Origin of the sequence: Mesorhizobium sp. B2-4-2, assembly GCF_006442845.1 — a bacterium.
GTDB lineage: Bacteria > Pseudomonadota > Alphaproteobacteria > Rhizobiales > Rhizobiaceae > Mesorhizobium.
Genome location: NZ_VFVM01000002.1, coordinates 642,098 through 655,450, shown reverse-complemented (window position 1 = coordinate 655,450; position 13,353 = coordinate 642,098). Strand labels below are relative to the sequence as shown.

At 62.3% G+C, this 13,353-nt stretch carries 9 protein-coding genes; 3 read left to right on the top strand and 6 right to left on the bottom strand.

The features are described 5' to 3' along the window. Positions 1-163 precede the first annotated feature (163 nt). The 3 genes from FJ942_RS06920 to FJ942_RS06910 form a co-directional block, all read right to left on the bottom strand. Entirely contained in the window at positions 164-1,213 is a 1,050-nt protein-coding gene (locus FJ942_RS06920) for a toprim domain-containing protein (RefSeq protein WP_140671278.1), read from the bottom strand. A 70-nt stretch (positions 1,214-1,283) separates the two neighbouring features. Then, positions 1,284-3,401: a ParB/RepB/Spo0J family partition protein gene (locus tag FJ942_RS06915; protein WP_140897390.1), complete on the bottom strand. Its 2,118-nt coding sequence runs from the start codon at positions 3,399-3,401 to the stop codon at positions 1,284-1,286. A gap of 145 nt (positions 3,402-3,546) precedes the next feature. After that, complete coding sequence (locus FJ942_RS06910) at positions 3,547-4,743, bottom strand: DUF932 domain-containing protein (protein WP_140671274.1); 1,197 nt, start codon at positions 4,741-4,743, stop codon at positions 3,547-3,549. A 226-nt stretch (positions 4,744-4,969) separates the two neighbouring features. On the opposite strand from FJ942_RS06910, the gene FJ942_RS06905 reads away from it, so the two are divergent. The 3 genes from FJ942_RS06905 (at position 4,970) to FJ942_RS06895 (ending at position 7,281) form a co-directional block, all read left to right on the top strand. After that, positions 4,970-5,563 (top strand): SOS response-associated peptidase family protein, encoded by a 594-nt coding sequence (locus FJ942_RS06905; RefSeq protein WP_140671272.1) that lies wholly within the window; start codon positions 4,970-4,972, stop codon positions 5,561-5,563. Between the two features lie 59 nt (positions 5,564-5,622). Then, positions 5,623-6,279 (top strand): hypothetical protein, encoded by a 657-nt coding sequence (locus FJ942_RS06900; RefSeq protein ID WP_181169836.1) that lies wholly within the window; start codon positions 5,623-5,625, stop codon positions 6,277-6,279. Between the two features lie 147 nt (positions 6,280-6,426). Continuing rightward, the gene (locus tag FJ942_RS06895) at positions 6,427-7,281 is read left to right on the top strand and encodes an alpha/beta hydrolase (RefSeq protein WP_140671271.1); all 855 of its coding nucleotides are present in this window, start codon (positions 6,427-6,429) and stop codon (positions 7,279-7,281) included. Between the two features lie 84 nt (positions 7,282-7,365). Here FJ942_RS06895 and FJ942_RS06890 read toward each other — a convergent pair whose 3' ends face one another. Genes FJ942_RS06890 through FJ942_RS06880 form a run of 3 tightly spaced genes read right to left on the bottom strand, consistent with a single transcriptional unit; the run spans position 7,366 to position 12,828 of the window. After that, positions 7,366-10,632, bottom strand: coding sequence for an error-prone DNA polymerase (locus tag FJ942_RS06890; RefSeq protein ID WP_140671268.1), 3,267 nt, complete (start codon positions 10,630-10,632; stop codon positions 7,366-7,368). Beyond that, positions 10,629-12,152, bottom strand: coding sequence for a DUF6504 family protein (locus tag FJ942_RS06885; protein ID WP_140671266.1), 1,524 nt, complete (start codon positions 12,150-12,152; stop codon positions 10,629-10,631). The genes FJ942_RS06890 and FJ942_RS06885 overlap by 4 nt, the downstream gene beginning before the upstream one ends. Further along, positions 12,064-12,828: an ImuA family protein gene (locus tag FJ942_RS06880; protein WP_140671263.1), complete on the bottom strand. Its 765-nt coding sequence runs from the start codon at positions 12,826-12,828 to the stop codon at positions 12,064-12,066. The genes FJ942_RS06885 and FJ942_RS06880 overlap by 89 nt, the downstream gene beginning before the upstream one ends. Positions 12,829-13,353 lie beyond the last annotated feature (525 nt).

Here is a 13,353-nt window from a genome sequence, read left to right as displayed (position 1 = left end):
TGGCAGGGCCGCCGGAAAATAGCCGGGCGCAGCCATTGCCTGTCCGGACCGGCCGGCGCCCGATCGCCCTCTGGAAGGCCGTGGGCCGGCCCTCACCCCAGCGAAGGTTCACCTGCGACCCGAGCCACGCATCGCTGGCACGCCCCCCTCCTTCCCTTCCAGGTCAGGCCGCCAGCTTCATGAAGCGCTCGACATCCTGTGGCGCGATCTGAACCCGCAGGATGCCCCTCAGCGCATCGGCGCCGAGCAGACGCAGATCCTCGTTGAAGTCACCAAGTTTCGGCGTCAGAACCATAGCCTCGATACCGGCCGCGCTGGTGCGTTCAATGAGGGTTGCCACTGCTGCGTCGCCTGCCGGATCATTGTCGCGGACGATGTAAAGGCGCCGCAATGTGTCAGGAAACAGGATTGCCGACAGATGTGCCGCCGACAAGGCTGCGAGTGCCGGCATGGCGGGCAGGACAGTGCGTTGCGACAGCATGGTCTCGATGCCTTCGCCGGCGGCCATGACATCGCAGCTGCCGCCGAAGCGGACGGCGTGCCCGAGCAGTTCGCCCATGGCCCGTCTCGGTGTCTCGAGCGGAGCGCGGCCGAGATGGGCTTCGCTAAAGCCGCCCGGATCGAGCCAGGTGCGGTGCACCCCGGTAAGCTGGCCTTTGAGGTCGGTGACCGTCGCGATCATTGCCGGCCATGCTTCAGTCGGGCCGTGGTCTGGACGGTAGTAGCAGCGGGGATGAAACCGCAGGCTCCCGGTCTCATGCAAGGCTGTGATCGCGCGTGCGCGCAAATACGTCTCCACAAGTGTTCCCCATATCGGCTGCGACATGGAAACCAGCCGCCGCGCCGCTTCAGTGGAACCGCCGGCAGCGGGAGCGGCTTGTTCCCACCGGCCCTTTAGTTCGTCCGTGCGCGGCATGGACAGAAAGCTGCGCGCCTCGTCGCAGACCTCCTTGAAATCGACAAGGCCAAGCGATTCCCGAATGACGTCCAGAAGGTCGCCATGTTCGCCGGTTGCGGCGTCGGTCCACTTGCCTGCCGCGCCTTTGCCGGCATCCGGCCCCTCAAGGCGGACAAACATTGACCGCCCAGGCGAATTGCGAACATCGCCAACCAGCCAGTACCGGCCCTGGCGTTGACCATTGGAAAGATAGCGACGGCATACTGCCTCAGCATTTGCGGCAAGCCTTCGCGCAAGCTCGGTGGCATGGTGCATTGCGGACTCCAAAACGAAAAATGGGCCCGTCGTTGCCGACGGGCCCTCGGGTTACGTGTTGCTCCTTCAGCTATTCGGCCGCGACCGCCTGTGTATCGACTGCGGCTGCTTCATTGTCGGTCTGCAACTCTGCTTCCGCGACAGCCAATTCGCCGCCGCCTTCCGCCGTTTCCCCGACCCGCTGTTCGATGGAGCCATCGATCGCGGTCGACGAGGGTTCAGCGACCGTAACGCCTGGTCGGCCGGGTGTGCGCAGTGGCTCCGGCAACCATCCGGTATCCGCGAGCAGTTGCTGCGCCGTCTCCGCCATGTCGTCCTTCTTCAGATGCTCGATCCGATCGCCGGCTCGTGTGCCCTTTGCCTCGCGAACAGACGCGAGAATACGCGCCTTGGTGACACGGCCGAGATAGGTGTCGACCGTTGGCACCCATCCGGCCGCCACCATGTCGAGATCAACGGCCTGTGCGAGCCGGTCAGCGTGGGATAGCGCACTCGGTCGACGATTATACGCCTCGTAGATCGCGTTGACCGAGAGGGACACACAATGCGCGAACAGCGCCTGACGGCTGTCGATTTCGAACGTCTGCAAAGCTTCCCACAGATCCTCAGGTTCTTTCGGGAGCACCGCCACCCATGACTGATGACGAGCATCGACTGCGTCTGCCATGCGGCTGTCATTCAAGCTCGGTGTCTGGGCGCCGAAACTGATGATTTTCAGATCGAGTTCCAGGCACGTATCCGAGCCGTAGCGATAGAAAGCCCGGAGCGTGAGCGCATGAAGCGCAGCGAGGAATGCGACATCAGGCTGCTCGCCGAGCGCATGGCGCAAGGCAAGCGTTCGATGGGCAGTCAGCTCGGTCATCAAGCGATCCGGTATCGGCTTCAGGCCGTTGTCTTCGTCCTGCTCGATCGTGGTCTCTGGGCCGGCGGTAGAGCCATTGAGCAGGCGCTCCGCTCGCGCCGCGCCGGCATCAGCCGCGGTCTCGTCATCGACCCCCGCTTCAACCGGCCGTTCGTCTTCGGGGCGAACATATCCACGCTCGACCTTGAGGTTACCTGATGCATCAATGCTGACAAAGGCGCCCGCGCACCCGATCTCATCGGGGTTGAAGATCTCCGGCCTTTCGTCAATCGCACTGATCGCAGTTTCGATCTCGCCGAGCCGTTCGTCGACCTCCTCGGGTAGTTCGTCGGAATCGCGGTAAGCCTCCTCAAGCCCGTTCAACTCGGCCTCGAGTGCGTCGCGTGTGACTTGCTCCTGCTCGGTGAGAGCGGGCTGTTCGCCACGAAGGCGGCGGAGGCCGTAAGTGTGCCCATAGGGAAAATCGGGGGCGACATCGATCCACTTCCAGCCCTCAGCCGAAATTGCATCGGACTGCACCCGCAGCTTGTCCGCAACCAGTCTTTCCAGGAAGTTGACATCCTGCAGCCAACCGCCGTCGTCGCCTTGGAACAGGTCACGCAGAATGACGCCACCAGCCTCGGCATAGGCGTCGAGGCCGACGAATTGTGCACGCTTGTCGGAAACGCGAACCGCTGCCTCGGTCAGCATGCGGCGGATGGTATGTGATTCTTTGTTGTAGCTCTGAGCGAGACGCTCGAAGACCTGCTCTTGTCGTTCATGGTCGCCATTGACGGTGAACGCCATGAGCTGATCAAGGGTCATGCCGTCTTCGGCATAGACATCAAGGAGTTTGGGCGACACCGACGCAAGACGAAGCCGCTGCTTGACGACGGACGCGGAGACGAATTGGTTGGCGGCGATTTCCTCTTCAGACATGCCCTTCTCACGAAAGGTCAGGAAGGCGCGGAACTGGTCCAGCGGATGAAGCGGCGCGCGCTGTATATTCTCAGCGAGCGAATCTTCCTCGGCCAGACCGCCTTCGCGTATGACGCACGGCACAGGTGCGTTCTTGGCAAGTCGCTTCTGCTTGACAAGAAGTTCGAGTGCGCGATAGCGGCGCCCGCCAGCGGGAATCTCGAACATGCCGGTCTCGTTGCCGTCCGCATCGCGCACAGGCCTGACGGTGATGCTCTGTAGCAAGGTTCGCCGGGCGATGTCCTCCGCCAGGTCCTCGATCGACACGCCGGCTTTGATCAGCCGTACGTTCGCCTGGGAAATGACGAGCTGATTGAAGGGGATGTCGCGCGAGGACGACAGGGTGATTTTCTTCGCAGCAGTAGCCATTGAGATGCACTCCGCGACGGGCGGCCGAAAGCCTCTCTCTCGACCTCCAACCCGTCATGAAGCTACGGCCCACCTCTCACTCTGAGAGGCGAGCCATAGATCCGGACGGCAGGAAAAATGCGAATCCGCAGAGCCCAAGTGGTTGTCAGGTGGCGCGGTCGAGTAGCCGCTTCGCCTTGGCTTCCAGGTCGAGGCGCGCGTCCTGATGCGTCTTGTCCCGTGCCATCGCGGTGATGCCCTGGACAAAGTCGAAAACGCTCTCCGGCTTGTGGCCCTCCTCGCCTAGCACGGTCTCTATGATCTTTGTGGCCTCGGCTTTGCTGAAGCCGCGCTTGCGCAGGAAGTCGGTGCGGTCTTCGTCAGATCTCGCCACGATCCGCTCGCGGGCCGCCTTGATACCATTGACGAAGGGCACCGGGCTGGAATTGGCGAACCGTGCGAGCGCTGGTGCCGCCTCGTGGGCGAAGCGTGACGCGGCATATTTCGAGTGACGGATTACGATCTCCTCAAAATCCTCGACGCCCCACAGATTGCGATTCTGGCAAACGGCGCGGAGATAGAAGGACGCCATCCCGAGAGTCCTCGCACCAACCTCCGAATTCCAGCAATAAAAGCCGCGAAAGTAGAGATCCGGCGAACCGTCAGGCAATCGTCCAGCCTCGATCGGATTAAGATCATCCACGAGGAACAGGAAGACATCACGATCGCTCGCGTAAAGAGTCGTCGTGTCTTTGCTCACGTCGACACGGGGATTGTAGAGTCCAGTCGACCAGTTCAGCACGCCGGGCACCTTCCAGCGCGTGTCGCCGGTGCCGTCGCCGGCGATTCGCTGAACTGCAGCGACCAGCTCATGATCGTAGATCCGGCCATAGTCAGGCCCGGTAACAGCGCGCAATTCCACGCGTCCATCGCCTGTCTCAAGCGTCTTGATATGCTCGCCGCGGTGTCTGGCCAAGCCATATTGCAGATTGATTCCGGCCAGCGAAGCGGGGAGTTGGCGAAGGTATGTCGCCGGCGCGCCGATCAGGCCCGCGAGTTGTCCAAAGCTCCAGTGGGTCGGTGCAATTGGCTCGACCGGACCAGGAAGAACCAGTGATAGGCGTTCGGCGTTGTCTCGGCTGGCTTCAACGCGAACAGTCGTGGTCTCGACGGTGCGCGTCCTGCTGTGTTGGCTGCGGGTGTGGACGGACGCGAACAGATCTGACAACGAAAGGAACCGCTCGTCATCGGGTCGAGAAAACCATTCCGACGACACGCGACCGATCCGGTGCCCCCGGGCCACATCGACTTTGTAGCCGCCGCTAGCGTCCCGCACTGCATCCAGAACTTCAACATTACTCATGGCTGATCTCCATGACAGACCGCCGGAAGCCTCTCTCCCGATCTTCAATCCGTCACAGCCAAGAAGACAGCCCTCTCACTCTACCCGAGCCTGCCGCGACGTTCGGGTCGCGGAAGCGACGGATCGAGAGAAACACCGGGCTCTGGCGAAGTGTCAGGCCTTTTCCTTTCAGCTTCAGGCTTTAGGTAACAATGGGCCGTGATTTCGGCTGCGCGAGGATCAACCCATGTGCAATGATTACGAGCAGCATATCGCCTGGGCCGAATATTGCCGGATGATGCAATCGCTGGCGCTCGACATTCCTAGCCATCAGACCGAACTGGATTTGCCACAGGCGGATGACATTCGCATCAGTGACCCCGCTCCGATCATGCGCGCCGCCGGCGACACGATCGAACTCACACGCATGACCTTTGCCTTTCCGCCTTCCGGTCCCAAAGGCGGGCCTGTCTTCAACTTCCGCTCCGAGGGTCGGAATTTCTCCAACAGCAAGCGCTGTCTCATCCCGGCATCAGCCTTTTTCGAATTCACCGGAAAGAAGTCACCGAAGGCGAAGCATCGCTTCACGCTCAACGGTGCTTCGTTCATGGCGATCGCAGGCCTGTGGCGCGATGGCGAAGGCAACAAGCCGCCAACATTCGCCATGCTGACGACTGAACCCGGGCCTGACGTGGCGCCCATCCACAATCGCCAGATTGTGGTGCTGCCTCCGCAGGATTGGGCGGCCTGGATCCACCTCACCAAGCCCGAGGCGGAGCTATTGAAGGCCTTGCCTGCCGGGTCATTGGCGGTGGAAACCGTGCGACAAGGGAGCGACTAGATCAGATGCCTGTGCGCTTTGCGCGACCCCGGGAGATCCTCAATGGCATCGCTGCGGCAATGGTTGCCCCACGAGATCGCAGCTCTCGCCAAAGCGCGGGCGCTTCGTTGCCCCTGGTTGCCGAGTGGCCACTTCCGCCATCGGCGACGCTTGGCTCGTCGGTGCGCACGAAAGGAATCGAGCGTGAAATACGGGCTCACCTGCCCTGGGCGGTGAGGAAGTACGCCAAGGCCGAGACTGGTCGCATCATACTGCGGATGGGCGAAGACGATGCAGAAGAGTTCGAGGCCGCCTCGAGCAAGATCGCCAAGATGCTGGAAACCATCGAAGTGTTGCCGGTCCTGCCGCGCGAAGCCGAGGACATCCTCACAATCTCTTCGCGGGAGCGTCACAAGTGGCTCAAGGACGGACGGCTGCTAAGCATCGGCACGCGCACCGTGAAGATGCGCGGTCGATCCAAGGCCGTCACCTTCCACGTTTTCGATCCCAAGCACATCGAGGAGATCCTTGATCGCGATCTGCCAAGCCTTTGGCGCGAAGAGGACGCGCAGCAAGTTACGGAGAACAGGCGACGCGGCGCCGGCAAGGCCGCCCTGACGCGGGCGGGAAAGAGTAGCGGCAAGGTTCACGGTGCCGGGAATGACCCCAGAGAGGACGCGCCCCGGCCCAAGTTGAAGGGCTGGGATGCGTTCGACGATGAGGGACTTCTCCGTTAGATCCGTCTTGGAGCCAATTCGCGTCGAGAAGTGGCCCTAAGCGAAAGCTTCCCGGAAGCCACGCTGCAGTCGCGATTGCCCGTCCTGAACCATTCCATATTCAAAGAGTTCTTCAAGCTGACAACCGCCCATTTTTAAGGATGGCCGATGTTCGAAAACTTCGTGCTTGAAATGATGGAAACCGAGGACGGGCCGATACGGCTGCGGCATGGCGGATCTGGACCGCCGCTGCTTCTGATCCATGGCCATCCTCGCTCGCATATGACGTGGGGCCAGGTCGCGGACTTGCTGTCAGCACATTTCAGGATCGTGTGCCCCGACCTTCCGGGCTTCGGGCGCTCCTACATACCGGGCGACGACCCAGAGAGCAGGTTCTCGTCCAAGCGAGCAAAGGCTTCGGCGCTGGTGGAGGTGATGGAAAGGTTGGGCCACCACACTTTCTTCGTCGCCGGGCATGACCGTGGCAGCCTGGTCGCTTTCAGAATGGCGATGGACCATACCGACCTGGTGCGAAAACTGATTGCCGTGGATGGATTGCCAGTTATCGAGCATCTGGAGCGTGCCGACTGGAAATTTGCCCGCGATTGGTACCACTGGTTCTTCTTCGCTCAACCCGATAAGCCGGAACGGGCGATCCTGGCAGACCCGTTGGCCTGGTATAGCGCGTTGCGGCCAGATGAGATGGGACGCGAAGCCTATGACGAGTTGGTTTCGTTCATCCACGATCCCACTATCGTCCATGGGATGGTCGAAGACTACCGCGCAGGTATCAGGATCGACCATCGCCATGACCGTGAGGATCGCGATGCCGGCCGGAAGGTGGGCTGTCCGATGCTCTGCCTTTGGTCGCTCGACGACGACCTGGAGCAGATCTATGGCAACCCGGTTGCGATCTGGAAGCTCTGGGCGGATGACGTGAGCGGCTACGGGATCAAGAGTGGGCACCACGTCGCCGAAGAAAATCCAGCCGCTCTCGCAGCAGCGTTCAACGCCTTTCTCTGAAAAATGACAGAGCAGCGATTGAGCGATCGCCCATGCGTATCGACGAACCCAGCCATTGTTCGGCAGACCCGTTCTTGCGACGCCCTATTTGAAATCCCGCGTCTTCACCTTGATCTGGTCGATGTGCAGATAGGGATCAATGATATTCCTCGGCCTCGGCCCCTTCGGCATGCCGCGCGGGTCGGGCGTCGGACTGCCATAATGAAACTCGTCGCCCCGCCCATGCGGCAGCGGGAAGGCAGTGTCCCGATCACCAACGCTGGCCAGATCAGACGAGAGATCGCTGAGTCGGTGTGCCACGAGATGGACCACATCGCCTTCCCTCTGGATGCGCCCATAGACGCCAATCATGCCGGCGCCCAGCACCACCCTTCGATATTTTTCGAAGATCTTCACCCACACCACCAGATTGGCGATGCCGGTCTCGTCCTCGATCGTGATGAACATCACGCCCTTGGCCGAGCCCGGCCGTTGGCGGACCAGCACGAGACCAGCCGCTTCCAGCCATTGTCCGTCGCGCGCCTGCATGGCCTCCCGGCACGAGACGATACGCTTGCGACGCAGGTCTGCCCGCAGGAAGGAAAGCGGATGGTCGCGCAGGGTCAGTCCGACATGCCCGTAGTCCTCAACCACCTCACCGCCGGCGGTCATGGCACGCAATGTCACGCCCGGCTCCTGGATCTCCGGCGCCGTCCGCTGTTCACGGGCAGATGCGGCTGCAAACAGCGGCAGCGGCTCGTCGCGCAGCGCCTTGATCGCCCACAGTGCCTCCCTCCTCGCCAGCGACAGTGACGGCTGAAACGCATCGGCCTGGGCGAGCTCGACCAGAGAAGCAGCGGGCACGCCGGCGCGATGCCAGAGGTCGTCGACGGAGCCAAATGCCTGGTCAGCGCGCACAGTGATGATGGAAGCCGCGTCGGCATTGGCAAGGCCGCGAACCATCCGCATGCCAAGCCGAACGGCAAAGCGATCCTCGTCCCCAGTGGGTTCGAGCGTGCAGTCCCAGCGCGAGGCGTTGACGCAGACTGGACGCACTTCGACACCGTGGTTGCGGGCATCGCGAACGATCTGCGCCGGGGCGTAGAACCCCATCGGCTGGGCGTTGAGGAGGGCGGCGCAGAAGACGTCGGGGTGATGACATTTCAGCCAGGACGAGGCGTAGGCGATCAGCGCGAAGCTCGCCGCATGGCTCTCGGGAAAGCCATAGCTGCCGAAGCCTTCGAGCTGCCTGAACGTCTTCTCGGCAAACCCGCGCTCATAGCCGTGCTTCACCATACCGCCGATCAGCTTGGCGCCGAAGCTGGAAACGCCGCCGGTGTGTTTGAAGGTCGCCATGGCGCGGCGAAGTTGATCGGCTTCGCCCGGCGTGAAGCCGGCGCATTCGATCGCCACGCGCATGGCTTGCTCCTGGAACAGCGGTACGCCCAGCGTTTTTCCAAGAACTTTCTCCAGTTCAGGCTTGGGATAGACCACCTCTTCCTTGCCTTCGCGCCGGCGCAAATATGGATGCACCATGTCGCCCTGGATGGGGCCTGGCCGCACGATCGCGACCTCGATGACCAGGTCATAGAAGGTCCGCGGCTTGATGCGCGGCAGCATTGACATCTGGGCGCGGGATTCAATCTGGAAGGTGCCCAGCGTATCGGCCTTGCGGATCATCGCGTAGGTGCGCGGATCCTCAGCCGGAATCGTCGCGAGATTGAGATTGATGCCCTTGTGTTCGGCCAAGAGATCGAAGCCGCGCTTCATGCAGGACAGCATGCCGAGCGCCAGTACATCGACCTTCATGAACTTCAGCGCATCGATGTCATCCTTGTCCCATTCGATGACCTGACGATCCTTCATCGCGGCGGGTTCGATCGGCACCAGATCGTCCAGCCTGTCACGCGTCAGGACGAAACCGCCGGGATGTTGCGACAAATGCCGCGGCGCGCCTATCAATTGCTTGGCCAAATCCAAAGCCAGGCGCAGACGGCGGTCGCCGAGATTGAGGTTCAGCTCTTCGGCATGTTTTGGCTGGACACCTTCGTCCGACCAGCCCCAGACCTGCGATGACAGCATCTTGATCAGGTCTTCGGGCAGGCCAAGCGCCTTGCCGACGTCGCGCAAGGCGCCTTTCGAGCGATAGCGGATGACGGTCGAGCACAAGGCCGCGTGCTCGAGGCCATAGGTTCCGAACACCCATTGCATGACGATTTCTCGCCGCTCATGCTCGAAATCGACATCGATATCAGGGGGCTCCCGGCGCTCTTCGGAGACGAAGCGTTCGAACAAGAGGTCATTGCGGTCGGGATCGATCGAGGTGATGCCGAGCACATAGCAGACGGCGCTGTTGGCCGCCGACCCCCTGCCCTGGCAGAGAATGTCCTGGCTGCGCGCAAACCGAACGATCGAGTTGACCGTCAAAAAATATGGCGCGTATTGCAGCTTCTCGATGAGCTGCAGCTCATGTCGGAGCGTGCCGATAACCTTGTCCGGCACGCCCTCGGGAAAGCGCTCCGTCGCGCCTTCCCAGGTCAGTTTCTCCAAGGCCTGCTGCGGTGTCAGGCCCGGCAGCATGCGCTCTTCGGGATATTGATAGGCAAGTTCGTCGAGGGAGAACCGGCAGCGCTCGGCAATCTCGGTGGTCCGCGCGAGCGCTTCCGGATAGCGGCCAAAAACCCGCGCCATTTCTTCCGGCGGTTTCAGATAGCGGTCGGCGTGGCGCTCACGCCGAAACCCGGCATCGTCGATCGTGACATTGTGCCGGATGCAAGTGACGACATCCTGCAGGATGCGCCGTGACGGTTCGTGGAACAGGACATCATTGGTGACAACCGTTGGCACGTGGGCCTGTCCGGCAAGGTTGGCCAGATCGTGCAGGCGCAGCGCCTCGTTGGGACGGCGCCGCAAGGTCAGCGCCATAAAGGCGCGATCGCTAAATGCGTCGCGCACCCGGCGCAGCCAGAGTGAGCATGTGTCATCTGCCTGGTCGGGCACGAGTACTGCAAGGAGGCCCTCGCCATAGGCGACAACGTCAGCCCAATGCAGCACGCATTTCGCCTTGCCGCCACGCTTCTTGCCCAGCGACAGCAAGCGGCAAAGGCGCGAGTAGGCCGGGCGATCGGTCGGGTAGACCAGGATGGAAATCTCTTCCGCGAGGTCCAGCCGGCAGCCGACGATCAGCCTGACGCCGGTTGCCTTTGCAGCCTCGTGCGCGCGGACAATGCCGGCCAGACTGTTGCGATCACAGATGGCAAGGGCGAGCATTCCCATGCTGGCTGCTTGCGCGAACAGTTCCTCACAGGAACTCGCGCCCCGCAGAAAGGAAAAATGCGAGGTGCATTGCAGCTCGACATAGCACGCGTTCATCCGAAGATGCCATGCAGGAACCAGCGATGCGAGCCGGTCGCGGCATCCTCGCCGTCGCCTGCGCGATAAATCCAGAACCGCTCGCCGGCTTCGTCCTCGACCTGGAAATAGTCGCGCACGGCAGCGAGCTCGGCGTCGCGCTTCCACCATTCGCCGAAAACCCGCTCAGGTCCATCGGCGCGCTTGACCCGTCGACGGATGCCTCTCCAGGTAAAGCTTGCTGGCGGATGATCCGGCAGCAGCGCGATGGCCTCGATCGGCTCCGGCACGGTAAACAAGCGAGCCGGACGCGGCCAATGGTCTGGCCATGCGTCGCCGGTCTCAGCGGATCCGGCGGCTACGCGCCGGAAAGATCGCTCGGGTACATCGCTGGCAACCGGGGTAAACCGATAGAGCTTTTCCTCACCGACACGATTGCTGAGTGTGTCGATCAAATCCGAGATGTCTGCGTCCCGTTGCTCGATCAGCGACGAAACCGTCTGCCTGGGCATCAGTGATTCTGCCAACGGCGCGGACAACCTCATCAGCTCGATGCCGAAGCCCGGATCGACCGTCTCGATCTTGTCGCAGAGCAGCCGCGTCAGCCGCTTCACATCGAGAACCGGCAAGGCCGTGCCGACGCGAATGGCTTCGACGCGGTCGTCGACGCGGTAGAGTAGCAGGTCAAGCCGCCGGGCGCCGAGCCCTTTGGTCTCGAGCTCGACACACAGCGCTTGAACAAGCCTGCCGACATAGCGCGCGATCGTCTCGGCCGCGCCGATGGACTCGCCAAAGGCACGTTTCACCTCGACCACATCGGCTGGCCGCACGGGCTCTATCGGTTCGGCAAGGCGCCCAGCGGCCTGGTCAAGGCGGCGGCCGAGTTCCGGTCCGAAGCGCAGCGTCAGTGGCGCACGTGGCTGCCTCAGAAGCTCGCCTACCCTTTCGAAGCCCAAAACCCGCAGACCGCCGACGATTGCATCGGGCAATCGCAGTGCCGCGATGGGCAGAGGAAGGATTGCATCGCAGCTTGCGTTGACGGCGACCACGCTGACGGTCTGGTTGACGTAGCGCGCGACGGCGTGGGCGGCACCCCAGCTATCAGCTAAAGCGGCCCGTGCCGAAATGCCGGCCTGGCCGAGGCGGTCGACCATGTCAGTCAGCATCAACCGTTCACCGCCATGGAGGTGATCGGCGCCCGTGGTGTCCATGACCAATCCGTCCGGAGGATCCGCGGCGACGATCGGCGCGTACCGCCGCAAGGCCCACAGGGCCAACCGCTCCAATGCCTTCGCGTCGGCATCGGGTTCGGACTCCATGACCGCCAGCCCCTTCACGAGCGCCTGCGCCTTCGTTGCCGGCATTCCCACGCGCAGGCCCGCTTCCAGTGCCGCGCGATCGGCCGCAACCACCAAGCGGCGATTGCCTTGCCGCCCGACCAGCACCAAAGGCTTATCCGGTGGCGGCGAGACGTCGCCCAATTTCCTTCTGAGCCGGTCGGTCGACCAGCTTGGAAGGAAGAGCGAGACGACCCTTTGCATCACAAGCCTCCACTTCGATATCCAGTGTTTCCCCTCCACGAGACCGGATCAGTTCAAGTTGCCATCGCGCCCGGCCAACGCCGGGTACAGGCAGCGGCCGCGATGGCAGCACGGAAACCCGCCAGCGGGTGACAGACGCCGTCGGCTGTCCGAAATCGGCAGCTTCGGTCTGCCGGCGCCAGCGGCGGATGGCGATGCCGATCGCGCCGGAGCCTTCCGATGCCAGTTGCAACCGGCGCGAGGCAGTCATGGACAGACGCGCCACTTCCGCGACCACAGCTCCAAGCCCGACATGCCGCAGACCTTCCTCGAAGCAGGCGAGCAAGGATTTGTCGTCACCGGCTTCGACGTAGATAACCCGATCGGGATGCAGCCCGACCTGGGCGATTGCCGGCGCAAACAGATCCTGGCGCGTCACGCACCACAGCACCTTGCCTTGCGTCCTCGCTGCAATCCCGGCTGCAAATAGCGACGCTGCGGCGCCATCGATCGCTCCATTGCCGCCGCCGGCAACCTCATGAAGTGCGCCAAGCGCCACACCGCCCCCTGGCAGATGACTGTCGATGGCAGCGACGCCGAAGGGAAGCACCGCTCGTTCGCGCGTATTGCCGCCTTCGAGACGCGCAATGCGATTTCGAAGGTCGGAAATGGCAGCGTTTGGCGCCGATGCACTCATCTGTCCCCTGAACGCGAAATGCTGATAATATGTTCCTCATTTGTTCTCTTCCTAATGAAGAGTCAATGGTACGGCGAGGTGGCGCTGCGGAAGAAATGTTTGGCGCGACCGCCTGGTGACACCGACAGAGTTGTTTGCCGACAGGACGATACGTCGAGGCCACGATGCTGCGCTGGACGTCGCGCCGGCGACTGCCGGCGCCCAAAGGAAAACGGCGCATAAACCGCAGTCCGGCGCGCGTCCGCAGCAGCGGATGATTGTCGCGCGCGGGACGAAGGAAATTCGCCTCCGCCGGGGGCGGTTAACAGGACAGCCGTAGGAGCGTCAGCATAGCGCCGGCCGCAGGACGGGACGCGGGACCGACTGTCCCCGTCCGCGGTGGTCCGCGTGCAGCATCGACCCATGAATGCAGTTGCCTTGGAAATTGAGCACGGAGCCTCAACCGATTGCCAGTGTGACTATCCCATTGAAAAACGAGCCTATTTTCCAACCATCAGGAGTCTATTGACACCTTTGTTCTTATTT

Coding starts and splice junctions, on each gene's coding strand:
- FJ942_RS06920 (WP_140671278.1), bottom strand. CDS start 1,213: ATGCACCATGCCACCGAGCTTGCGCGAAGGCTTGCCGCAAATGCTGAG.
- FJ942_RS06915 (WP_140897390.1), bottom strand. CDS start 3,401: ATGGCTACTGCTGCGAAGAAAATCACCCTGTCGTCCTCGCGCGACATC.
- FJ942_RS06910 (WP_140671274.1), bottom strand. CDS start 4,743: ATGAGTAATGTTGAAGTTCTGGATGCAGTGCGGGACGCTAGCGGCGGC.
- FJ942_RS06905 (WP_140671272.1), top strand. CDS start 4,970: ATGTGCAATGATTACGAGCAGCATATCGCCTGGGCCGAATATTGCCGG.
- FJ942_RS06900 (WP_181169836.1), top strand. CDS start 5,623: ATGGTTGCCCCACGAGATCGCAGCTCTCGCCAAAGCGCGGGCGCTTCG.
- FJ942_RS06895 (WP_140671271.1), top strand. CDS start 6,427: ATGTTCGAAAACTTCGTGCTTGAAATGATGGAAACCGAGGACGGGCCG.
- FJ942_RS06890 (WP_140671268.1), bottom strand. CDS start 10,632: ATGAACGCGTGCTATGTCGAGCTGCAATGCACCTCGCATTTTTCCTTT.
- FJ942_RS06885 (WP_140671266.1), bottom strand. CDS start 12,152: ATGCAAAGGGTCGTCTCGCTCTTCCTTCCAAGCTGGTCGACCGACCGG.
- FJ942_RS06880 (WP_140671263.1), bottom strand. CDS start 12,828: ATGAGTGCATCGGCGCCAAACGCTGCCATTTCCGACCTTCGAAATCGC.